Raw genomic sequence first — 21,699 nt, 5'->3', positions numbered from 1 at the left:
GCGGACCCGGGGGCCAGGGGGTCCCGGCGGACCCGGATGGACCCGCAAGGACCCGGGGCCCGGATGGACCGGCAAGGGCCCGGAGGAACCCGGCAGACCCGCAGGATGCGGCCGGTCCGGGACCACGGGGGAACCAGGCGGACCCGGGGGAACCCGGCGGACCCGGGGGAACCCGGCGGACCCGGGGGAACCCGGCGGACCCGGGGGGACCCGGCGGAACCCGGCGGGCTCGCAGGCCCCGGGCGCCCCGATGGATCCCGCCGACCCGGCCCACGGACGGCGCCGCCCCGGGTGGGGATCCGGGGCGGTGCCGTGGCGAGGGCGGCCGGGCAGCCGGCAGCCGTACGGTCAGGGCTTGGCGGCCCGGGCCGTCTGCTTCTTCGGCTTCGTCGTCTTCGCCGTGGTCGTCTTGCGGGGCGTGCCGTCCGCCGCCGCGACCGTCTTCTTGGCGGTCGTGCGCTTGCGCGCCGCCGGTACCGTCGCGGCGGCCGCGTCGCTGACGCGGTCCGCGCCGAGGATGTCCCGGAGGAACTTGCCGGTGTGGCTGGCCGGGACGGCCGCGACCTGCTCGGGCGTGCCCTCGGCGACGACCAGGCCGCCGCCGCTGCCGCCTTCGGGGCCCATGTCCACGACCCAGTCGGCCACCTTGATGACGTCCAGGTTGTGCTCGATCACGATCACCGAGTTGCCCTTGTCGACCAGGTCGGAAAGGACCTTGATCAGCTTCGAGATGTCCTCGAAGTGCAGACCGGTGGTCGGCTCGTCCAGGACGTACACCGTGCGGCCCGTGGAGCGCTTCTGGAGCTCGGACGCCAGCTTCACGCGCTGCGCCTCGCCACCGGAGAGCGTCGGCGCGGGCTGGCCGAGCCGGACGTACCCGAGGCCGACCTCGGTGAGGGTGCGCAGGTGGCGCGCGATGGTGGGGACGGCCTCGAAGAACTCCAGGGCCTCCTCGATCGGCATGTCCAGGACCTCGGCGATGGACTTGCCCTTGTAGTGGACGTCCAGGGTCTCCCGGTTGTAGCGCGCCCCGTGGCAGACCTCGCACGGGACGTACACGTCCGGCAGGAAGTTCATCTCGATCTTGATCGTGCCGTCACCGGCGCAGTTCTCGCAGCGGCCGCCCTTGACGTTGAAGGAGAACCTGCCCGGCAGGTAGCCCCGGACCTTCGCCTCCATCGTCTCGGCGAACAGCTTGCGGACGTGGTCGAAGACACCGGTGTACGTCGCCGGGTTGGAGCGCGGCGTGCGGCCGATGGGCGACTGGTCGACGTGGACGACCTTGTCGACCAGGTCGTCGCCGTCCACGCGCGTGTGCCGCCCGGGCACCGACTTGGCGCCGTTGAGCTCACGCGCCAGGTGGGTGTACAGGATGTCGTTGACCAGCGTCGACTTGCCGGAGCCGGAGACACCGGTGACGGCCGTGAGGACGCCGAGCGGGAAGGAGACGTCGATGTCCCGCAGGTTGTTCTCGCGGGCGCCGTGCACGGTCAGCCGGCGCGACGGGTCCGCCGGGCGGCGGATGTCCGGCGTCGGGATGGACCGCTTCCCGGCCAGGTACTGCCCGGTCACGGAGTCCTTGTTGGCCAGCAGCTGCTTCAAGGGGCCCGAGTGCACGACCTTGCCGCCGTGCTCACCCGCGCCCGGGCCGATGTCGACGACCCAGTCGGCCACCTTGATGGTGTCCTCGTCGTGCTCGACGACGATGAGCGTATTGCCCATGTCGCGCAGCCGTACCAGAGTCTCGATGAGCCGGTGGTTGTCGCGCTGGTGCAGGCCGATGGACGGCTCGTCCAGCACGTACAGCACGCCCACCAGGCCGGAGCCGATCTGGGTGGCGAGCCGGATGCGCTGGGCCTCGCCGCCGGAGAGGGTGCCGGCCGCGCGGTTCAGCGACAGGTAGTCCAGGCCGACGTCGACCAGGAAGCGCAGCCGCTCGTTGACCTCCTTGAGCACCCGCTCGGCGATCTTCTTGTCACGGGCGTTCAGCGTGAGCTGCCGCAGGAAGTCGGCGCAGTCGCTGATGGACATCGCGGAGACCTCGGCGATGGACTTCTCCATGACCGTGACCGCGAGGACGATCGGCTTCAGGCGCGTGCCCTCACAGGTGGGGCAGGGCACCTCGCGCATATAGCCCTCGAAGCGCTCGCGGCTGGAGTCGCTCTCGGCCTCGCTGTGCCGCCGCTTGACGAAGGAGACGGCGCCTTCGAAGGCGGGCGTGGTGTACGCCCGCTCCCTGCCGTACCGGTTGCGGTAGCGGACCTCGACCTGGGTCTTGTGCCCGTACAGCAGCGCCTTCTTGGCACGGGCGGGCAGCCCGGCCCAGGGGATGTCGGTGCGGAAGCCGAGGGCCTGGGAGAGTCCGCCGATCAGTCGGCCGAAGTACTCCTTGGTGTGGCCGTGCGACCACGGATGGATGGCGCCCTCGTCGAGGGAGCGCTCCTCGTCGGGGACGACCAGCTCCGGGTCGACCTCCATGCGCGTGCCGATGCCGGTGCATTCGGGGCAGGCGCCGAAGGGCGAGTTGAAGGAGAAGGAGCGGGGCTCCAGCTCCTCGAAGGACAGGTCGTCGTACGGGCAGTACAGGTGCTCCGAGTACATCCGCTCGCGCTCGGGGTCGTCCTCGGGGAGGTCGACGAAGTCGAGCACGACCATGCCGCCGGACAGGCCCAGCGCGGTCTCGACGGAGTCGGTCAGCCGCCGCTTGGCGCTCTCCTTGACCGTGAGGCGGTCGACGACCACCTCGATGGTGTGCTTCTCCTGCTTCTTCAGCGTGGGCGGCTCGGCGAGCTGGATGGTCGTGCCGTCCACCCGCGCCCGGCTGTAGCCCTTGGTCTGGAGGTCGGCGAAGAGGTCGACGAACTCGCCCTTGCGCTCGCGCACCAGCGGCGACAGGACCTGGAAGCGGCTGCCCTCGGGCAGCTCCAGCACCTTGTCGACGATGGCCTGCGGCGACTGGCGCGAGATCGGACGGCGGCACTCGGGGCAGTGCGGCTTGCCGATGCGCGCGAAGAGCAGACGCAGGTAGTCGTAGACCTCGGTGATGGTGCCGACCGTGGAGCGCGGGTTGCGCGAGGTCGACTTCTGGTCGATCGAGACGGCCGGGGAGAGGCCCTCGATGAAGTCGACGTCCGGCTTGTCCATCTGGCCGAGGAACTGCCGGGCGTAGGAGGAGAGCGACTCGACGTACCGGCGCTGCCCCTCGGCGAAGATCGTGTCGAACGCGAGGGAGGACTTGCCCGACCCCGAGAGCCCGGTGAAGACGATGAGGGAGTCGCGCGGGAGGTCGAGCGAGACGTTCTTCAGATTGTGCTCGCGCGCGCCACGGACGATGAGACGGTCGGCCACGCCGGTCCGCACCTTTCTTGAGAGAAGCGGGGGCACAGCCCCCGTCCCAGACTGTTCAAGCCTACGGGGGGCCGCCAAATGGATGGATGCCTGACTTTCAAGGATGCCTCCACCGAGCGTATAGCACGTGCATTCGATTTCCGGCCGCGCTCCGCCACCTTCACCCGATCGTGTGGCGGCGCTAGGGTCAGCAGCATGATCGACCATGTGCATGACCTGGCCTCTGTACGTGAGGCGACCGACCGGCTGCTCAGCGCAGCCGCCAAACTCGACGACGCCGCCGTCGCCGCGCCGTCCCGGCTCCCCGGGTGGACGAGGGGCCACGTCCTGGCCCACCTCTCCCGTAACGCCGACGCCCTCGTGAATGTTCTCCAGGGCCGCCCGATGTACGTCAGCGCCGAGGCACGCGACGCCGACATCGAGCGCGACGCCCACCGCCCGCTTGCCGTCCAGCTCGACGACGTGCGCGAGAGCGCCGCCCGCTTCCAGGCGGAAGGCGAGGTGCCGGCCGACTGGGACCGCAGGGTGGAACTGCGCAACGGGGTGACCGACCGGGCCGTACGGCTGCCCTTCCGCCGCCTGGTCGAGGTGGAGCTGCACCACGTGGACCTGGGCATCGGCTACGAGCTGGAGGACCTGCCGCGGGAGTTCACCGAGCGCGAGATCGACTTCCTGGCCGAGCGCTTCTCCGGCCACCCCACCGTACCTCCGACCCGCCTGGTGGCGGCCTCCGGCAAGGAGTGGCGCACAGGCGGCGGCGAGGGCGCCGGGGTGACCGTCTCCGGACCGGCGGCGGACCTGCTCGGCTGGCTCGCGGGCCGCCGCGACGGGACGGCCCTGGAGGTCACGGGTGACGCCCTTCCCGTACTGCCCCCGCTATAGGCTGGATTCATGACGTACAGCGGAGCGGTGAAGGTCGGCGGGCCCGCCGATGTGCACGAGCTGTCGGACCTGATGATCTCCAAGGTCGCGGTCGGGCCGATGGACAACAACGCGTATCTGCTGCGCTGCCGGGCCACCGATGAGCAGCTGCTGATCGACGCGGCGAGCGAGCCCGCCACGCTGCTCCGGCTGATCGGTGACGACGGCATCGCGTCCGTCGTCACCACCCACCGCCACCACGACCACTGGGGGGCGCTGGCCGAGGTCGTGGCGGCCACCGGCGCCCGTACGTACGCCGGGAAGTACGACGCCGAGGGCATCGACGTCGTGACGGACGTCCCCGTCGAGGACGGGGACACGATCCGGGTCGGCCGGGTGGAGCTCACCGCCCGCCGGATGGTGGGCCACACGCCCGGCTCCATCGCGCTCGTCTACGACGACCCGCGCGGCCACCCGCACGTCTTCACCGGCGACTGCCTCTTCCCCGGCGGCGTGGGCAACACCTGGGGTGACCCCGACGCCTTCGCGAGCCTGATCCTCGACGTCGAGACGAAGCTGTTCGACGTGCTGCCGGACGAGACCTGGGTCTACCCGGGCCACGGCAAGGACACCACGCTGGGTGAGGAGCGCCCGAGGCTCCCGGAGTGGCGCGAGCGCGGCTGGTAGACGCTCCCGTGCGCCTCCCTCACGCCCCGTAACCCGGGGCCGTGGCGGGTAGTTGGCGCGGCATGCGCCAGAGTCATACTCCCCGTACGCCCTCCATGGTGCGGCTCGCCGCCGCCTCGCTCGCCGGCACCGCCATCGAGTTCTACGACTTCTTCGTCTACGGGACCGCGGCCGCGCTGGTCCTGGGACCGCTGTTCTTTCCGACCTTCTCGCCGGTCGCCGGCACGCTGGCGGCTTTCGGTACATTCGCGATCGGCTTCATTTCGCGTCCGCTCGGTTCTGCGCTCTTCGGGCACATCGGCGACCGGTACGGACGGCGTCCGGTGATGCTCGCGTCCCTGGTACTGACCGGCGCGGCGACCGTCGCGGTCGGGTGCGTACCGTCGTACGCGACGCTCGGCGTGGCCGCTCCGGTGCTGCTGCTGGTGCTGCGGTTCCTCCAGGGGCTGGGGCTCGGCGGGGAGTGGGGCGGGGCGGTGCTGCTGACGGCGGAGCACGCGCCCGAGCGGCGGCGCGCGCTGTGGGCGAGCTTTCCGCAGATCGGCCCCGCCGTCGGCTTCCTGCTGGCGAACGGGGTGATGCTGGGGCTTTCGGCGGGGCTGAGCGACGCCCAGTTCCGGGAGTGGGGCTGGCGGGTGCCGTTCTGGGCCGCGGGGCTGCTGGCGGCCGGCGGGCTGCTGCTGCGTACGTCCCTGGCGGAGACGCCCCAGTTCCGTGAGCTGGCCGAGACCGGCAAGCGGGCCGGCGCCCCGCTGGTGGAGGTGGCACGCGGCCACTGGCGGCTGGTGCTGCTGACGGCGGGGGCGCTGGCCGTCGGGTACGCGATCTTCTACGCGGTGTCCACGTGGGCGCTGGCGTACGGCACCGAGCGGCTCGGCGTGAGCCGTACGGTGATGCTCGTCTGCATCATGGCGGCGGTGGCGATCAAGGGGGTGGCGACGCCGTTCGCCGCGATGCTCGGTGACCGCTATGGGCGGCGTCCGATGTGCCTGGCCGGCTGCGCGGCCTCCGCGCTGTGGATGTTCCCCATGGTGGGCCTGCTGCACACGGCCCAGCCGCTGCTGATGTTCCTGGGGTTCACGGGGGCCATGCTGGCGTTCATCAGCACGTTCGCGGTGGTCGCCGCGTATCTGCCGGAGCTGTACGAGCCGAGGGTGCGCTGCACCGGCGCGGCCGTCGGCTACAACCTGGCGGGCGTCCTCGGCGGAGCCCTGACCCCGATCGTGGCGACGGCCGCCGCCGGCGGTTCCGGGCCGCCCTGGGGCGTGGCGGCGTACCTGACGGGGATGGCCCTGTTCAGCCTCGGTTGCTTCGCCCTGCTGCCCGAGACACTGCCCAAGCCGGTGGCGAAACCGGCCGTGGAGTCGGCGGTCGTGTGAGGCGATCGGCGGCCGGCTCCGCGTGGGCGGGGGCGATCGGCGGCCGAAGCAGCACCGGCCGGTGCGGGTCGCGATGCGAACCCGTACCGGCCGGTGCCGTGCTCGTGCCTGGGGCGGTCAGGCCCCGACGCTGTCCTTCGGCGCCTTCTCGGATCCATCGGACCCATCGGCCGCCTCGGCCGCTTCGCGCTCCGCCTGCTTCTTGGAGGCGATCAGGCTGGTGATCGTGGTGATGACCAGGACGCCGCAGATGACCGCGAGCGAGAAGGGGATGGAGATCTCCGGCACGTGCACCCCGGACTCGTGCAGGGCGTGCAGCACCAGCTTCACACCGATGAAGCCGAGGATCACCGACAGGCCGTAGCTCAGGTGGACCAGCTTCTTCAGCAGGCCGCCGATGAGGAAGTACAGCTGCCGCAGACCCATCAGGGCGAAGGCGTTGGCGGTGAAGACGATGTACGGGTCCTGGGTCAGACCGAAGATCGCGGGGATGGAGTCCAGCGCGAACAGCACGTCCGTGGTGCCGATGGCGAGCATGACGACCATCAGCGGGGTCAGCACGCGCTTGCCGTTGTTGCGGATGAAGAGCTTGGTGCCGTGGTACTTGTCGGCGACACCGAAGCGGTTCTCGATGGACTTGAGGAGGCGGTTCTCCTCGAACTCCTCTTCCGGCTCGTCGGCGCGCGCCTCCTGGATGAGCTTCCAGGCGGTGTAGATCAGGAACGCGCCGAAGATGTAGAAGACCCACGAGAAGCTGGCGATGATCGCGGCGCCGGCGGCGATGAATATCGCGCGGAGCACGAGCGCCACCAGAACACCGATCAGCAGCACCCGCTGCTGGAGATGGGTCGGCACCGAGAACTTCGCCATGATCAGGACGAAGACGAAGAGGTTGTCCACGCTCAGCGACTTCTCGGTGATGTAACCGGCGAAGAACTCGCCGGACGCCTGGGTCTCGCCGAAGAACAGCAGGCCCAGGCCGAACAGTGCGGCGAGGACGATCCAGACGACCGTCCAGGTTCCGGCTTCCTTGATCGACACGTCATGGGGCTTGCGCCCGATGAAGAAGTCGACCGCGATCAGGGCGGACAGACCGAGAATGGTCGCCACCCACAGGCTCATTGAAACGTCCACTGCGCCTCCGGCGTCGTACGGCTACTGATCAGCGTCGTCGCTGCCGGAGGTCTCTTCCACCCGGGCGGCCCGGCGTCCATCACCGGTACACACCACGGGCCGGCGCCCCGGGACCGGCCTTATGTCCGACCGTCCGTACTGACGGGCACGCCGCGCAGGGAGTACTCCCCTCCGCACCAAGAACGTTACCGCAAAGACCAAAGAAAGGTAAAGGGGAAAGTAAAAGGCGTCCCAAGTCCGCAGGTCAGCGCCGCCAGTTGGTACGGGCTTGAGCCACCTGCGACAGGACTTGGCGCAGGATCCCGCTCCCCTCGGGCAGCCGGGGCGGCTCGTACGTCCAGGCGTGTCCCACCCACGGGTCGGCGAGGTGGTCGTCCGGGACCGGCGTCAGGCGCAGCAGCGACCGCCACAGGGGGTCGAGCACCGGCCCGTAGGCACTGGCGTCCTCCCGGTCGGCGATCAGCAGCAGGTGGACGCCGACCGCCGGGCCCTCGTCCGCCAGGTAGCGCAGCTGGGTGACGGCACGGTCGTCGAAGCCGTGCGGGAAGTCGTTGACGATCAGCAGCTGGTCGGCGGTGTCCAGGTCCGGCGGGAGCGCGTCGGTCGCGCCGCCGCTGACGGCCATCCGTACCAGCTCCACGCGCTGGGTGAGAGCGCCCAGGACGGCGGCCACTCCCCCGGCCCCGGCCGCCGGCGGTGCGGCGAGCACCCCGGATTCGGCCAGCGGGGCGAGGGAGGCGGCTGCCGAGCCCGCCGGGTCGATGACATGGACGGCGTATTCGCCCACCGGGTGGACGGCGAGCAGCCGCGCCGCGTGCAGGACGGCCGTGTCCACGGCGAGCCGGCGCAGCTCCCCGTCGTCCATGAAGGCGGCGGCCTCGGAACCGGAACGGCCGCTGTCCACCCACAGGCCCCGCTCCAGCGGCAGCCGCACCAGCATCGGGATGCGCAGCTCGGGGCGCTCGGGGAGGTGGAGATCCCCCAGGCGCAGCGCCATGGGGCCCTCGGCGGGGACGCGGTAGCCGTGCCACACCGGGCTCTCCCAGCCCGCGTACGCGGCCGGAAGGGCGGGCTCGACGACCTCCGCCTCGGCGGTGAGCTGTGCGAGGTCCCGGTCGAGCGCCTCGCGGGCGCGGGCGGTCAGCTCGTCGCACCTGGCGCGGGCCGCCGCGCGGGCGGCGTCGCCGGCTGAGCCGATCCGGCTGCGCGGGTCGGACAGGACGCGGTCGAGCTCCTGGTCCATGCGGGACTCGGCGAAGTCGACGGCGCTGCGGTACGCGGCAGTGGTGCGGGCCAGGTCCTCGAACATGCCCCAGACCTGGTTGTACAGGCGCTCGTCCATGGACCAGCCGCTGGCATCGCCGGCGACCGGCGGGGCGGGCTGCCCCGGGGGCGTGGGGGCGGCTACGGGCCGGTTGGTGGCGGCGTCCGGGGGCGGCGGGGCGGTGGTCTCGCGGCGCGGGTGGGCGTAGCTGATGGGCCCGGTCGGCGCGGCGGCGGGCACGGCCGGGTGGGACGGGCCGGTGGCGGGGGGCGGGGTGGTGGACGACGGCGCGGTGTCGCCGGGTGCGCCGGATGCGGTCAGCGAGGCGCCGCGCCTGGCGCGGTCGCCGTCGGCGGTACGGGGCGGAGGCGCGGAGACCGACCGCGTCACCCCGTTCGCGACCGCTTCCTGGATGGTGTCCGCGAGCTCGGCGGCCCGGTCCAGACCCTGGTCGGCGAGCATCGCGGTGAGCCCGCCCGCGTACCCCTGGCCGACGGCGCGCATCTTCCAGGCACCCTGGCGGCGGTACAGCTCCAGGGCGACCACGGCGGACTCCGTGTCCAGGCCCGTGATGGTGAAACTGGCGACCTCGGTGCCGTCGAGGGCGGTGACCGCGGCGAACGGCGCGGCGACTGCGCCGAACCGCGCCGGGCCGCCGGCGCCATGGGGCAGGGCGAGGAGCACCGTCACCCGGTGCACCTCCCCCGGCAGGGCGTCGAGGTCGACGGCGAGCCGGTGGTCGGCGGCCGCCTGCCGGGACACTTCGAGGCCGGGCAGCGCGGGCGAGCCTGGGTGGGCGATCCACTGGGCGCCTGCCACCGTGCCGTTCTCGTCGCCGAGCGTGGCCCCGGCGATGACCGGCGCGCCGGCCGACACCCGGATCTCGAGTCGGGTGTGGGGCAAGGGATGGTTCTGCCCCCGGACCAGCTCGGCCGTCATGCCTGTGTCCCCTCGGTGCTGCGGTGCCTCGGTGTCAACCGCAGCTCCCGGCGGCCTGGCCTCCGGGAGCTGCGGGTGTGTGCTGTGCGTGTGCGTGTGCGTGTGCGTGTGCCGGGCGCCTACAGGTGCGGCAGGATCGACGGCATCAGGTCCTGGAACGTACGGCCGTTGGCCGGGTTGCCCAGGGCCGTCATCTGCCAGCCGGCACCGGCCCGGTGCACCTTGGCCATGATCTGCGCGGTGTACTGGCCGCCGCCGTCCAGGGTGTAGCGCGCCAGCTCCTGGCCGTTCGTCTCGTCGACGATGCGGCAGAAGGCGTTCTGGACCTCCTGGAACGTCTGGCCGGTGAAGGAGTTCACCGTGAAGACGATCTGGTCGATGTGGACCGGGACGCGCTGCAGGTCGACGAGGATCGCCTCGTCGTCGCCGCCCTGTCCCGCGCCGCCCACCAGGTTGTCACCGGTGTGGCGGACGGAGCCGTCGTCGCTGACCAGGTGGCGGAAGAAGACCACGTCCACGGGCTGCTTCTCGGCGAAGAGCACCGCCGAGGCGTCGAGGTCGACCTCACGGGTGCGCGAGCCGAACAGACCGCGACGCGGCGCCGCCTGCCACCCGAGCCCCATCCGCACCGCGGTGAGAGTACCCCCGTCGCTCTTCTGCAGGTTGATGGCCTGGCCCTTGGTCATATTGACCGTCACGCGCTGTCCCCTCTCGTTGCGTACCCCCGCGACCGTCTGAAGAGTGCGGTTGACCAGCACCCTACGCAGGGCCCAGACACGGCATCAGGCCAGGCCCTGTTTTGTGGCGGTGTTGCAACACACCGGATTCGGCGGGGTTAGGCGATGCCCGCCTCCTTCATCTGCCGCAGCTCCTTCTTCAGCTCGCTGACCTCGTCACGCAACCGTGCCGCCACCTCGAACTGCAGCTCGGCCGCCGCCGCCCGCATCCGCTCGGTCATCTCCTCGATGATTCCGGCCAGTTCGGCCGCCGGGCGGTCGCTGACCAGCGCGCCCTTTCCGCCGGCCTTGCCGGCCTTGGCGGCCTTGGCGCCTGCAGTGCCGCCGCCGTGCGCCGACTTGGAGCCCAGCGAGGGGACGGGGGCCTTGGCGCCCTTGCCGTCCTTGGACTGGCGGTAGCCGGTGCCGAGCAGCTGCTCGGTGTCGACCTCCTCGCGCGCGATGGTCGCGACGATGTCGTTGATCTTCTTGCGCAGCGGCTGCGGGTCGATGCCGTTGGCCGTGTTGTACGCGACCTGCTTCTCGCGCCGCCGGTTGGTCTCGTCGATGGCCTGCGCCATGGCCGGGGTGATGGTGTCCGCGTACATGTGGACCTGGCCGGAGACGTTGCGCGCCGCGCGCCCGATGGTCTGGATCAGCGATGTGCCGGAACGGAGGAAGCCCTGCTTGTCCGCGTCCAGGATGGCCACGAGGGAGACCTCGGGGAGGTCGAGGCCCTCACGGAGCAGGTTGATGCCGACCAGGACGTCGTACTCGCCGGAGCGCAGTTCGCGCAGCAGCTCCACCCGGCGCAGGGTGTCGACGTCGCTGTGCAGATAGCGGACCTGGATGCCCAGCTCCAGGAAGTAGTCGGTGAGGTCCTCGGCCATCTTCTTGGTGAGGGTGGTGACCAGGACCCGCTCGTCCCGCTCGGTACGGAGGCGGATCTCGTGGACCAGGTCGTCGATCTGGCCCTCGGTCGGCTTGACGACGACCTCGGGGTCGACGAGCCCGGTGGGGCGGATGATCTGCTCGACGAAGCCGTCGGAGCGGGAGAGCTCGTACTGTCCGGGCGTCGCCGACAGGTAGACGGTCTGGCCGATCCGCTCCTGGAACTCCTCCCACTTCAGCGGCCGGTTGTCGAGTGCTGAAGGCAGCCGGAAGCCGTGGTCGACGAGGGTGCGCTTGCGGGAGGCGTCGCCCTCGTACATGGCGCCGATCTGCGGCACGGTGACATGGGACTCGTCGATGACGAGCAGGAAGTCCTCGGGGAAGTAGTCGAGGAGGGTGTTGGGCGGGGAGCCGGGCTCACGGTCGTCGAAGTGCATCGAGTAGTTCTCGATGCCGGAGCAGGACCCGATCTGGCGCATCATCTCGATGTCGTACGTGGTGCGCATCCGCAGCCGCTGGGCCTCCAGCAGCTTGCCCTGCTTCTCCAGCTCGGCCAGGCGCTCCTCGAGCTCGCGCTCGATGCCGTTGACCGCCTTCTCCATGCGCTCGGGCCCCGCCACGTAGTGGCTGGCCGGAAAGACGTAGAGCTCCTGGTCGTCGCTGATGACCTCGCCCGTGAGCGGGTGCAGCGTGGACAGCGCCTCGATCTCGTCGCCGAACATCTCGATCCGGACGGCCAGCTCCTCGTAGACCGGGAAGATCTCGATGGTGTCACCGCGCACGCGGAAGGTGCCGCGGGCGAAGGCCAGGTCGTTGCGGGTGTACTGGATGTCGACGAAGCGGCGCAGCAGCTGGTCCCGGTCGATCTCCTCACCGACCTTGAGGGGGACCATCCGGTCGACGTACTCCTGTGGCGTACCGAGGCCGTAGATGCAGGAGACGGAGGCGACCACGATGACGTCCCGCCGGGTGAGCAGCGAGTTCGTGGCCGAGTGGCGCAGCCGCTCGACCTCCTCGTTGATCGAGGAGTCCTTCTCGATGTAGGTGTCCGACTGGGGGACGTACGCCTCGGGCTGGTAATAGTCGTAGTACGAGACGAAGTACTCGACCGCGTTGTTCGGCAGGAGCTCGCGGAACTCGTTGGCCAGCTGGGCGGCCAGCGTCTTGTTCGGCGCCATCACGAGGGTGGGGCGCTGAAGCTTCTCGATCATCCAGGCCGTCGTCGCCGACTTGCCGGTGCCGGTCGCGCCGAGCAGGACGACGTCCTTCTCGCCTGCGCGAATGCGCCGGGCCAGGTCGGCGATGGCCGCCGGCTGGTCACCGCTGGGCTGGTAGGGGCTGACGACCTCGAAAGGCGCCACCGAGCGTTCGATCTTGGAAACGGGCCGCATGCAACCACCGTACGACCCGGCACTGACAGCCGGGGCCCGGGCGAGGTCATCGGGGGTCGCCGGGCGGCCTCAGCGGTCGCCGGCGCGCTAGCGGCGGCGCGGTCGGCGGGCCGTCGACCGGACGGCGGGCTCGTCGTAGAAGTGGCTCTGCCACTGGACCGGCGCACCGGGGCGGCGGAGGGCCCGGCCGGGGGCCGCGAGCACGGTCCGCTGCCCGTCGCGGTCGCCGCCCGTCACCAGCAGCGGGTCGAACATCACCACGGCGCCGGCGAGCAGCAGGAACACCGCCGGGCCCACCAGCATGGGGCCGAGCAGCGAGGTCGCGGTGTCACCGTCGCCCGCCGTGAGGCCGCCGCCGTGCAGGTGGACGCTGACCGCGGCCATGCCCGTGTAGTGCATCCCGGTGACCGCGACGCCCATGCCCAGGCCGGCACCGAGGCTGGGCAGGAACCCGCGGATCGAGACGGCCGCCCACAGCGCCGAGGTCGCCGCCACGACCGCGATCACGACGGAGAGGGCGACGGTGAGGGTCTCGTACTGGAGCCGGCCCGGCAGGCGCATTCCGGCCATGCCGAGGTAGTGCATGGTGGCGATGCCGAGGCCCGTGATGGTGCCGCCGGTGACCAGGGCCATCGCGGTGGCACCCCGGTATCCGACGATGAAGATCCCGATGCCGACCATCACGATCGCCACGGCGAGGCTGGCGAAGGTGACGGCCGGGTCGTAGCCGACCGGCGCCTCCTGGACCGTGAAGCCCATCATCGCGATGAAGTGCATGGTCCATATGCCCGAGCCGATGGAGGTGGCGCCGAGTGCGAGCCAGCCGGGTCTGAAGGTGCCGTGCTCGCGAAGGGACCTGGTGGTGCAGCGCAGCCCCAAGGCGCCGCCCAGGCACGACATGAGAAAAGCGGCCACGGGTGTGACAAGGCCGTAGCTGAAACCGTCGACTGTGCCCTGCATGCCCGTATGCCCTTCGCTCCTTGTGCCCCGCCGTCCGGAAGCCTCGTCCCCGTGCCGTGGCGCCGTGGTGCCATGTGTACCCGCTGGTACGGGGGCGAGGCTATGGCGCGTCCAGGACCGAACAAACATTGCCGGGGGATTTGTCGGCAGAGGAGCCCCGGCGCGGTGGGCCGGGGCCGGTCCGTTCACATTCCGGCCATCCTTCGCCTGTTCCCCGTTGACCGTCGGCTGCCAGTCTCGAGGCCGTCCGCGATCCCTCGGCACGAGGAGCTCACGTGTCCCTACGGCCCGCCCTGGCCACCGCCACCGCGCTCGCCGCGGCCGGCACCCTGCTGCTGCCCGCCACCGCCACCGCTTCCGCGACCGCGACCGCGGCGGGGGCTGGGGGCGACCAGCCGCTCGTCATCGCACACCGCGGCGCCTCCGCGTACGCGCCCGAGAACACCCTGGCCGCCATCGATCTCGCCCGTGACATGGGCTTCACGTGGGTGGAGAACGACGTCCAGCGCACCAGGGACGGCGAGCTGGTCGTCCTGCACGACGACAGCCTGGCCCGCACCACCGACGTGGAACAGCGCTTCCCTGGCCGGGCCCCGTGGAAGGTCAAGGACTTCACGGCCGCGGAGATCGCCACGCTGGACGCCGGCAGCTGGTTCGGCGAGAAGTGGGCGGGTGCGCGGGTGCCGACGCTGGAGCAGTACCTCAACCGCGTGGACCGCAACCACCAGAAGCTGCTGCTGGAGATCAAGAAGCCGGAGCTGTACCCCGGGATCGAGAACGACACCCTGCGCGTTCTGGGCGAGGAGGGCTGGCTGGACCGCCCGCACGTCGCCGGCCGGCTGGTCATCCAGAGCTTCGGAGCCGCGAGCGTGAAGGCCGTGCACCAGCAGCGGCCCGACGTCACCACCGGCTTCCTCGGTACGCCCGCGATCGCCGACCTGCCGTCGTACGCGGCCTTCACCGACCAGATCAACCCGGCGCACACCACGCTCGCCGCCGGTTACGTCGCCGCGGTGCACCGGCTGAAGGGTGCGCACGGCAAGCCGCTGCGGGTGAACACGTGGACGGTCAACGACGCCGCGGGGGCGGAGCGGGCCGACGGTTTCGGGGTGGACGGCATCATCACCAACAACCCGGACGTCGTGCGGGACGCGGTGCGCTGACCCGTACGCGGCGCGCTGACCCGTACGCGGCGCGCTGACCCGTACGCGGCGCGCTGACCTACGGCGATCCTCGCCCCGGCCGCGTTGTCAGTGGTCGGTCGTACGGTGGTCGGCATGGACAGCAACGGGCAGTTCGTGGAGTGGGCCGTCGTCGGCAGCGGCATCGGCCCGCTGCTGCTCGCCGCGACGGGCGAGGGGCTGGTGAGCGTGGTGTTCCACGCCGACGACGCGGTGCGCGACCGGGCGTTGAAGCGGTTGGCGGGGCAGCTCGGCGCGGAGCTGGTGGAGAGCGCGTCGGGGCGGCTGGCCGAGCCGATACGCAGGCTGGAGGCGTATTTCGCGGGCGAGCTGCGCGAGTTCGGGCTGCGGCTGGACTGGTCGCTGACGGCCGGGTTCAACCGGCAGGTGCTGCGCGAGCTGGCCACCGGTGTGCCGTACGGGGCTGTCGTCGGCTACGGGGAGCTGGCCGGCCGGGTGGGGCAACCGGGGGCGGCGCAGGCGGTCGGTGCGGCGATGGGCGCCAATCCGCTGCCCGTGGTGGTGCCGTGCCATCGGGTGGTGGAGAGCGACGGGGGAATCGGCGGGTTCGGCGGAGGGCTGGAGACCAAGCGCCGGCTGCTGGCGCTGGAGGGGGTGCTGCCGCAGCCACTGTTCTGATCCTGTCAGGGGCGGCAGAGGGTGGCAGACTGCCGCGGTGACTACCGACCCCGACATACCCGATGCCTTCGCGCCGCCAGTGGAGACGTCCGGCTCACAATCCGGCTCACGGTCCGGCTCCACCGCTGTCGTGGCCGCCGAGTTGCCCGCCCTGCGGCGGCGGATCTCGGCCGTCCTCGTCGCCAGCCAGATCCTGGGAGGGCTGGGGGTGGCGACCGGGATCGCCCTCGCCTCCGTCCTGGCCCAGGAGGTGAGCGGGACGGACGCGCTGTCGGGGCTGGCTCCGACCGCCACCGTGGCCGGGACGGCGCTGCTGTCCATGCCGCTGGCCGCGCTGATGACCGCACGCGGGCGGCGGCCCGGGCTGGTCCTGGCGTATGCGATCGGGGCGGCCGGGGCGGGTGTCGTGGTGCTGGCCGCGGTCCTCGGGAACTTCCCGCTGCTGCTGGCCGGCATGGCGGGGTTCGGTGCCGGGTCGTCGGCCAACCTCCAGGCCCGCTTCGCGGCGGCGGACCTGGCGGAGCCGGAGCGGCGCGGGCGGGCCATCTCCACCGTGGTCTGGGCGACGACGATCGGCGCGGTGCTGGGCCCGAACATCGCCGCGCCCGCCGGACGGAGCGTGTCCGGGCTGGGGATACCGCCGGCGGCCGGTCCGTTCCTGTGGGCGGCCGGGGTCTTCCTGCTGTCGGCGGCGCTGGTCGCGGTCCTGTTGCGGCCGGATCCGCTGCTGACCGCGCGGGCGCTGGCGGCCGGCACCGAGGAGGACGCGGGACCCGAGGGCCGGTCGCTGCGGGCGGGCGTGCGCGCGGTGCGGGAGTCGCCTCGCGCCCGGCTGGCGCTGGTGACGCTGGCGGTCTCGCACACCGCGATGGTCTCGATCATGTCGATGACCCCGGTGGCGCTCAGCCACCACGGGGCGGACATCACGCTGATCGGGCTCGTCATCAGCGGTCACATCGCGGGCATGTACGCGTTCTCGCCCGTGATGGGCTGGCTGTCGGACCGGCTCGGACGGCTGTCCGTGATCGGTCTGGCGGTCGGGCTGCTCGCCACGGCCGCGCTCCTGGCGGGCACGGCCGGGCCGAGCCATGGGCAGACCGCGGCGGGGCTGTTCGTCCTGGGGCTGGGCTGGTCCGCGGGGCTGGTCTCCGGCTCGGCGCTGCTGACGGACTCCGTACCGCAGCCCGCCCGCGCGGCGGTGCAGGGCCTGTCGGACCTGACCATGAACACGGCGGCGGGCGTCGGCGGTGCGGGGGCCGGCCTGATCGTCGCGCAGGCGGGATACGGCTGGCTGAACGCGGTGGCGGCGTTGCTGCTGCTCCCGCTGGCCGCCGTGGCGGTACGGCGGAAGCGCGGCTGATACGACGGTGTGACGGGCGCTGCCTCAGAGGCAGATGTGGTACGCCTTGCGCAGTGTCTCGTGCACCATCCACGTCGTACGGTCGCCTTCGCGCAGGACGCACGCGTCGCCCGGCCCGAGTTCCAGCGTGTCGCCGCCCTCGACGTCCACGGTGGCGCGCCCGCTGACGACCACGAAGAGTTCGTTGGCCTCGGTGTCGGTCACGACGCCGGGCGTGATCTGCCAGATGCCGCGCACCTGGGTGCCGTCGGCAGATTCCCACAGCACCTTGCCGGTCACCACTGGGTCACCGGAGACGATCTGTTCCGGGTCCAGCGGCTCGGGCTCCAGCTCGGCGTCCGGTATGTGCACGGCAAACGAGGGCGGCTGCTCCATGGTCGTCATGGCCGGTGACTCTAACCGGCGCTGCCGGGCGCTCCGCGCACGGGGTGAACGCCGGTGCGGCACAGGAAAGCGCGTCCGGACGTTTGCGCGGGCCGCCGCCGCGCCAGGGATGGGGACATGCCGGAGACCACTGTCACCCTGTCGGAAGAGGTACGGGAGGCGATGGCCGCGCGCAGGCCGGTCGTCGCCCTGGAGTCGACGATCATCGCGCACGGCCTGCCCCGCCCACGGAACCTGGCCGTGGCGGAGGAGTTGGAGGCGCTGGTACGGGCCGGCGGGGCGGTGCCGGCCACGGTCGCCGTGCTGGACGGAGTGGCGCGTGTGGGGCTGGACAAGGCGCAGCTGGAGCGGGTGGCGGCCGATACCGGCGTACGCAAGCTGGGCCATCGTGACCTGGCGCCCGCCCTGGCGGCGCGGGCGAGCGGGGCGACGACGGTGTCGGCGACCGCGTTCCTGGCGGCGCGCGCCGGGATCCAGGTGTTCGCGACCGGCGGGCTCGGCGGCGTCCACCGTGAGTGGGTCCGGACGCAGGACGAGTCGGCGGACCTGCGGCTGCTGGCGCGGACCCGGATCGCCGTGGTGTGCGCGGGGGTGAAGTCCATCCTGGACGTACCGGCGACGCTCCAGCGGCTGGAGACGCTGGGCGTCGGCGTCGTGGGGTACGGGACGGAACACTTCCCCGGCTTCTACCTGGCGTCCTCCGGCGAGCCGGTCGACTGGACGGTGCGGTCGCCGGAGGAGGTCGCGGCGGTGATCCGGGCGCAGGACGCGCTCGGCGGCCCCGAGGCGGCGCTGATCGTCGCCAATCCGGTGCCGGAGGAGGAGCAACTGGATCCGGAGCTGCACGACCGGGTGCTCGCGCTGGCGCTGGCGGAGTGCCGGGAGCGGGGGATCACCGGGCAGGGCGTGACGCCATTCCTGCTGGAGTACCTGATGCGGCACACCGGTGGGGCGTCCCTGGAGGCCAACCTGGCGGCGGTGCGCGGCAATGTGCGGCTGGCGGCGCGTATCGCGGCCGCGCTGTGAGCGGCGCGCTGCTCGTCGTCGGGGACGTGGTCACCGACGTGGTGGCCCGGCACCGTACGCCGCTCGCCCCGGCGACCGACACGGCGGCGGAAATCCGGACGCTGCCGGGCGGCGCGGGGGCGAACGTGGCGTGCTGGGCGGCGCGTTCGGGCTGCGCGGACGTGCGGATACTGGCGCGGGTGGGCACCGACTGGGCGGCCTGGCACGAGGAACGGCTACGGTGCGCGGGGGTGCGGCCGTTGCTGGTACGGGACCCGGGCACGCCGACCGCGACGGTGGTCGCGCTGGTCGACGAGGCCGCCGAGCGGACGTTCCTCACGGACAGCGGCGCGGCGCTCCGGATCGGGGTTGGCGACTGGTCGCCAACCCTGCTGGACGGGGTGTCCCATCTGCACCTGTCGGGGTATCTCTTTTTCGCCGGGACCAGCCGCGAGACGGCGCGGCTGGCCCTGGCAACAGCGCGGGACCGGGGCGTGCCGGTGAGCGTGGATCCCGCGTCGGCGGGGTTCGTCAGGGAGCTGGGAGTGGACCGGTTCCTGGCCGCGGTCGAGGGCGCGGACGTGCTCCTGCCCAACGCCGACGAGGCCGCGCTGCTGACGGGCCTGGCCGACCCCGCGGGTGCGGCGGCCACGCTGAGCCGCCGCTTCCCGCTCGTCGCGGTGACCCTGGGCGCGGCGGGCGCCCTGGTCGCCGTATCGGGGCGGGCCCTCCCGCAAGTCCCGGCCCCGGCGGTACGGGCGGTCGACTCGACGGGCGCGGGCGACGCGTTCACGGGCGCCTTTCTGGCGGCCCGCCTGTCCGGCGCGGACCCGACGTCCGCCGCGGAAGCCGGCTGCCGCGCCGGCGCGACGGCGGTCACGGTACTGGGCGGCCGCCCGACGGTGGGATGACGGAGGCCGCCCGGATGACGGAGGCCGCCGGGTGAAGGACCTCGGCCGGACCGGGGCCGGGGGCGGAAGGGCCGGCACAGGGTGTCGCCGGTGGCGGAAGCCGCCGCAATACGGAGGCTGGGCAACCCCCCGGGCCACCCGGGAGCGGAAGGGCGGGGCGAAGGGTGCCGCCGGGTGACGGGGGCCGCGGAACCGGGCCGGCCGCGGTCGGGGCGCGCGGTCGGGGCGCGCGGTCGGGGGCAGGTGGGAGCAGCGGGGCGGCCGGGGGCATGCCGGGTGGTCGGTCCGGAAGGGACCGTGGTCGCTAGCGCAGGCCCGTCCAAGCCGGGTGGCGGGGGTCGTCGGCGCGGACGACGATGTCGGCGCTCTCCGTCGGGGCGACCTCGGCCTCGTACCGCTCGAAGGCCGGCAGCGTCCACGGCTGCTCCGTGCGACGGGCCAGGGCGCCGGGTGACAGCCGGAGGTGGACCGTCAGGTCGAAGGGGAACCAGTGGCCGAGCAGGAACGGCCCGTGCAGTACCAGTACCCCGCCCGGCGCCAGCGTCCGGTACGGGCTGCGTGTCGCCCTGTCCGTCACCGGGTCCCACAGGTCGGGGAGCACCCGCCCGTCGCCGCCCGGCTCCAGAGGCCCGAAGACCTCCCGCCACAAGGCGCCGGTGTCGAACCAGCCGCTGTAGTACGCGTCGGCGTCCTCCTTGCCGTACTCGTACCGCAGCGACGCCGGCCTCAGGAACCCCTCCGTTCCCACGGTCATCACCGCTCGCCCACGCACCCGCAGTGCCTCCGCCAGCCGCCCGGCCGGCTCTCCGGGCCGGGCGGCGGGCGCCCCGTCGACGGCGACCTTCAGCCACGGCCCGCCGTCGCCCGGGGACAGCCCGTCCACGTGCGCGGCGAGCGCGTCGGCCAGCCGTTCCCAGGTGATCGGTTCGAGTTTCACGCCCCCATGCTGCCCGAGACGCGTCATGAGTTGACCTTGCCATTGGCGGCAGGGTTCGAGGATCGCCCCATGAAGCACGCGCAGAAGAGCACCAGGGTCGTGATCGTCACCGGCGCCGGTACCGGTATCGGCCGCGCCACCGCCAGGGCATTCGCCGCGCGGGGTGCCCACGTCCTCGCCGTCGGCCGCCGCCCGGAGCCCCTCGCCGAGACCGCGCGGGCCCACCCGGACGGCATCCGGCCGCTCGCCGCCGACGTCACCGAGGAGGGTGCCGCCGAGCACATCGTCGGCGCCGCCCTCGACACGTACGGCCGCCTCGACGTCCTCGTCAACAACGCGGCCGTCGTGGGAAGCTGCCGTCTCGGCACGCACACCCGGGCCTCCATGGCGCCCCAGCTGGACACCAATCTCGTGGCGCCCGTCCTCCTCACCCAGGCCGCACTGCCCGCCCTGGAACGGCAAGCGGCGCACGGCGTGGTCGTGAACGTCACCACCTCGGTGGGCCAATGGGCCTGGCCGGGCAATGCCGTGTACGCGGCGACCAAGACCGCCCTCGAACTCCTCACCCGTAGCTGGGCCGTCGAACTCGCCCCGCGCGGCATCCGCGTCGTCGCCGTCGCGCCGGGTGCGGTCGAGACGCCGATGGGCGAGCACTCCGGGCTGTCCCCCGAGGAACTGGCCGGCTTGCGTGCCTGGCAGCGGGCGCACACCCCTCTCGGCCGGATCGGCCGCCCGGAGGACGTCGCATGGGCCATCACCCAACTCGCCTCGCCCGAGGCCTCCTTCGTTACCGGCACCGTACTGCCCGTGGACGGGGGCGCCGTGGTGGCGTGAACCCGGGAGACCCGCCCGTGATAGCAATGGCTCCCTGGAGGGGAGCACAGTGCGCATCGGGGAACTGGCACGGGCGACGGGCACCACGGCCCGCGCCCTCCGCCACTACGAACAGCAGGGCCTGATCTCGTCGACGCGCGCGCCCAACGGCTATCGGGAAGACGACGAGGGTGCCGCCGTCCGCGTACGCAACATCCGCCATCTGCTGGACGCCGGGCTGACGTTGGAGGACGTGGCGGCGTTCAGTGCCTGCCTGGACGGTGACGTCGCGGGCGCGCCGCCGTCCGAGCGCGGTCTGGAGATCGCCCGGGGCCGGCTCGCGGTCCTGGACGCCCGGATCGCCGCGCAGACAGCCGCCCGCGACCGGCTCGCGGCGGCGTTGCTGCGCGCTGAACGCCGTTCGGGCGGCGGGCGCAACCGACGCATCGGTCAGCGGGGGCGTGTACCGGACACCCCGGGCGCCACCGGGCCCACACCGTGTGCATGATGCACGTGACATCCGTCCATGGACCTGGAATTCGCGCGGAGGTTCGCCACGCAGTGGCGGGACGACTGGAACTCCCATGACATCGACCGCATCCTCGCCCGCTACCACGACGACGTGACCTTCTCCTCCCCCATGGTCAGCCGCTGCTACGGCGACCCTTCCGGCACCGTGCGCGGCAAGGACGCGCTGCGCGCGTACTGGACCGAGGGGCTACGGCGCATTCCCGACCTGCACTTCGAGGTGCTGGACATACGGGTGGGCGTCGACGCGCTGGTGATCGACTACCGGAACCAGATCGGTGACCGTGTCTACGAGGTGCTGACCTTCCGCGACGGCCTGGTGATCGCCGGCTTCGGTGCGTACGGGGCGACGCTCGCCCACTGACACCCGC

General features: G+C 72.2%; 19 protein-coding genes. 11 read left to right on the top strand and 8 right to left on the bottom strand.

Features of this window, described 5'->3' with window-relative positions:
* Nucleotides 1-348: 348 nt before the first annotated feature.
* Nucleotides 349-3,348 (bottom strand): excinuclease ABC subunit UvrA, encoded by a 3,000-nt coding sequence (uvrA, locus tag AMK26_RS05745; RefSeq protein ID WP_073752536.1) that lies wholly within the window; start codon nucleotides 3,346-3,348, stop codon nucleotides 349-351.
* 195 nt (nucleotides 3,349-3,543) lie between these two features.
* Between uvrA and AMK26_RS05740 the strand changes: the two genes are divergently transcribed.
* From AMK26_RS05740 to AMK26_RS05730, 3 genes are all read left to right on the top strand, one after another.
* Nucleotides 3,544-4,230, top strand: a complete 687-nt coding sequence (locus AMK26_RS05740) for a maleylpyruvate isomerase family mycothiol-dependent enzyme (protein WP_073752534.1) — start codon at nucleotides 3,544-3,546, stop codon at nucleotides 4,228-4,230.
* 9 nt (nucleotides 4,231-4,239) lie between these two features.
* On the top strand, nucleotides 4,240-4,896 hold the full coding sequence (locus AMK26_RS05735) for an MBL fold metallo-hydrolase (protein ID WP_073752532.1): 657 nt from the start codon (nucleotides 4,240-4,242) through the stop codon (nucleotides 4,894-4,896).
* Between the two features lie 95 nt (nucleotides 4,897-4,991).
* Complete coding sequence (locus tag AMK26_RS05730) at nucleotides 4,992-6,275, top strand: MFS transporter (protein WP_073752530.1); 1,284 nt, start codon at nucleotides 4,992-4,994, stop codon at nucleotides 6,273-6,275.
* A 117-nt stretch (nucleotides 6,276-6,392) separates the two neighbouring features.
* On the opposite strand, the gene AMK26_RS05725 is transcribed toward AMK26_RS05730, so the two are convergent.
* From AMK26_RS05725 to AMK26_RS05705, 5 genes are all read right to left on the bottom strand, one after another.
* Nucleotides 6,393-7,409, bottom strand: coding sequence for a TerC/Alx family metal homeostasis membrane protein (locus tag AMK26_RS05725; protein ID WP_073752528.1), 1,017 nt, complete (start codon nucleotides 7,407-7,409; stop codon nucleotides 6,393-6,395).
* 244 nt (nucleotides 7,410-7,653) lie between these two features.
* Complete coding sequence (locus AMK26_RS05720; RefSeq protein WP_073752526.1) at nucleotides 7,654-9,612, bottom strand: TerD family protein; 1,959 nt, start codon at nucleotides 9,610-9,612, stop codon at nucleotides 7,654-7,656.
* 119 nt (nucleotides 9,613-9,731) lie between these two features.
* Complete coding sequence (locus tag AMK26_RS05715; RefSeq protein ID WP_073752524.1) at nucleotides 9,732-10,310, bottom strand: TerD family protein; 579 nt, start codon at nucleotides 10,308-10,310, stop codon at nucleotides 9,732-9,734.
* A 137-nt stretch (nucleotides 10,311-10,447) separates the two neighbouring features.
* A complete protein-coding gene (uvrB, locus tag AMK26_RS05710; RefSeq protein ID WP_073752522.1) occupies nucleotides 10,448-12,610 on the bottom strand; it encodes an excinuclease ABC subunit UvrB in 2,163 nt (720 codons plus the stop codon).
* Between the two features lie 87 nt (nucleotides 12,611-12,697).
* Nucleotides 12,698-13,570, bottom strand: a complete 873-nt coding sequence (locus AMK26_RS05705) for an MHYT domain-containing protein (protein ID WP_073752520.1) — start codon at nucleotides 13,568-13,570, stop codon at nucleotides 12,698-12,700.
* 275 nt (nucleotides 13,571-13,845) lie between these two features.
* On the opposite strand from AMK26_RS05705, the gene AMK26_RS05700 reads away from it, so the two are divergent.
* The 3 genes from AMK26_RS05700 (at nucleotide 13,846) to AMK26_RS05690 (ending at nucleotide 16,750) form a co-directional block, all read left to right on the top strand.
* Nucleotides 13,846-14,733 carry a glycerophosphodiester phosphodiesterase gene (locus AMK26_RS05700; RefSeq protein ID WP_073752518.1) on the top strand — a complete coding sequence of 296 codons (888 nt, stop codon included), beginning with the start codon at nucleotides 13,846-13,848 and terminating at the stop codon, nucleotides 14,731-14,733.
* Nucleotides 14,734-14,847: 114 nt separating this feature from the next.
* Entirely contained in the window at nucleotides 14,848-15,390 is a 543-nt protein-coding gene (locus AMK26_RS05695; RefSeq protein ID WP_073752516.1) for a methylated-DNA--[protein]-cysteine S-methyltransferase, read from the top strand.
* Nucleotides 15,391-15,520: 130 nt separating this feature from the next.
* The gene (locus AMK26_RS05690) at nucleotides 15,521-16,750 is read left to right on the top strand and encodes an MFS transporter (RefSeq protein ID WP_073752514.1); all 1,230 of its coding nucleotides are present in this window, start codon (nucleotides 15,521-15,523) and stop codon (nucleotides 16,748-16,750) included.
* Nucleotides 16,751-16,774: 24 nt separating this feature from the next.
* Here the strand turns inward: AMK26_RS05690 and AMK26_RS05685 are convergent, their stop codons facing one another.
* Entirely contained in the window at nucleotides 16,775-17,134 is a 360-nt protein-coding gene (locus AMK26_RS05685; protein ID WP_073752512.1) for a cupin domain-containing protein, read from the bottom strand.
* Between the two features lie 117 nt (nucleotides 17,135-17,251).
* Here AMK26_RS05685 and AMK26_RS05680 point away from each other — a divergent pair, with 117 nt between their 5' ends.
* Together AMK26_RS05680 and AMK26_RS05675 are read left to right on the top strand one after the other, a co-directional pair.
* A complete protein-coding gene (locus tag AMK26_RS05680; RefSeq protein WP_073752510.1) occupies nucleotides 17,252-18,160 on the top strand; it encodes a pseudouridine-5'-phosphate glycosidase in 909 nt (302 codons plus the stop codon).
* Entirely contained in the window at nucleotides 18,157-19,050 is an 894-nt protein-coding gene (locus AMK26_RS05675) for a carbohydrate kinase family protein (RefSeq protein WP_073752508.1), read from the top strand. Before AMK26_RS05680 ends, AMK26_RS05675 begins: the two co-directional genes overlap by 4 nt.
* Nucleotides 19,051-19,354: 304 nt before the next feature.
* Here AMK26_RS05675 and AMK26_RS05670 read toward each other — a convergent pair whose 3' ends face one another.
* A complete protein-coding gene (locus AMK26_RS05670; RefSeq protein WP_073752506.1) occupies nucleotides 19,355-19,987 on the bottom strand; it encodes a uridine kinase in 633 nt (210 codons plus the stop codon).
* A gap of 69 nt (nucleotides 19,988-20,056) precedes the next feature.
* Here AMK26_RS05670 and AMK26_RS05665 point away from each other — a divergent pair, with 69 nt between their 5' ends.
* The 3 genes from AMK26_RS05665 to AMK26_RS05655 are packed head-to-tail and all read left to right on the top strand — an operon-like array spanning nucleotide 20,057 to nucleotide 21,692.
* The gene (locus tag AMK26_RS05665; protein ID WP_073752504.1) at nucleotides 20,057-20,821 is read left to right on the top strand and encodes an SDR family NAD(P)-dependent oxidoreductase; all 765 of its coding nucleotides are present in this window, start codon (nucleotides 20,057-20,059) and stop codon (nucleotides 20,819-20,821) included.
* 49 nt (nucleotides 20,822-20,870) lie between these two features.
* Nucleotides 20,871-21,308, top strand: coding sequence for a MerR family transcriptional regulator (locus AMK26_RS05660; protein WP_079277448.1), 438 nt, complete (start codon nucleotides 20,871-20,873; stop codon nucleotides 21,306-21,308).
* Nucleotides 21,309-21,326: 18 nt separating this feature from the next.
* On the top strand, nucleotides 21,327-21,692 hold the full coding sequence (locus AMK26_RS05655; RefSeq protein WP_073752502.1) for a nuclear transport factor 2 family protein: 366 nt from the start codon (nucleotides 21,327-21,329) through the stop codon (nucleotides 21,690-21,692).
* The last annotated feature ends 7 nt before the right edge of the window (nucleotides 21,693-21,699 follow it).

Source organism: Streptomyces sp. CB03234, from assembly GCF_001905885.1.
Classification (GTDB): domain Bacteria; phylum Actinomycetota; class Actinomycetes; order Streptomycetales; family Streptomycetaceae; genus Streptomyces.
This window is presented reverse-complemented; position numbering and strand designations above follow the sequence as displayed.

Coding starts and splice junctions, on each gene's coding strand:
- AMK26_RS05740 (WP_073752534.1), top strand. CDS start 3,544: ATGATCGACCATGTGCATGACCTGGCCTCTGTACGTGAGGCGACCGAC.
- AMK26_RS05735 (WP_073752532.1), top strand. CDS start 4,240: ATGACGTACAGCGGAGCGGTGAAGGTCGGCGGGCCCGCCGATGTGCAC.
- AMK26_RS05730 (WP_073752530.1), top strand. CDS start 4,992: ATGGTGCGGCTCGCCGCCGCCTCGCTCGCCGGCACCGCCATCGAGTTC.
- AMK26_RS05720 (WP_073752526.1), bottom strand. CDS start 9,612: ATGACGGCCGAGCTGGTCCGGGGGCAGAACCATCCCTTGCCCCACACC.
- uvrB (WP_073752522.1), bottom strand. CDS start 12,610: ATGCGGCCCGTTTCCAAGATCGAACGCTCGGTGGCGCCTTTCGAGGTC.
- AMK26_RS05705 (WP_073752520.1), bottom strand. CDS start 13,570: ATGCAGGGCACAGTCGACGGTTTCAGCTACGGCCTTGTCACACCCGTG.
- AMK26_RS05695 (WP_073752516.1), top strand. CDS start 14,848: ATGGACAGCAACGGGCAGTTCGTGGAGTGGGCCGTCGTCGGCAGCGGC.
- AMK26_RS05685 (WP_073752512.1), bottom strand. CDS start 17,134: ATGACGACCATGGAGCAGCCGCCCTCGTTTGCCGTGCACATACCGGAC.
- AMK26_RS05680 (WP_073752510.1), top strand. CDS start 17,252: ATGCCGGAGACCACTGTCACCCTGTCGGAAGAGGTACGGGAGGCGATG.
- AMK26_RS05665 (WP_073752504.1), top strand. CDS start 20,057: ATGAAGCACGCGCAGAAGAGCACCAGGGTCGTGATCGTCACCGGCGCC.
- AMK26_RS05655 (WP_073752502.1), top strand. CDS start 21,327: ATGGACCTGGAATTCGCGCGGAGGTTCGCCACGCAGTGGCGGGACGAC.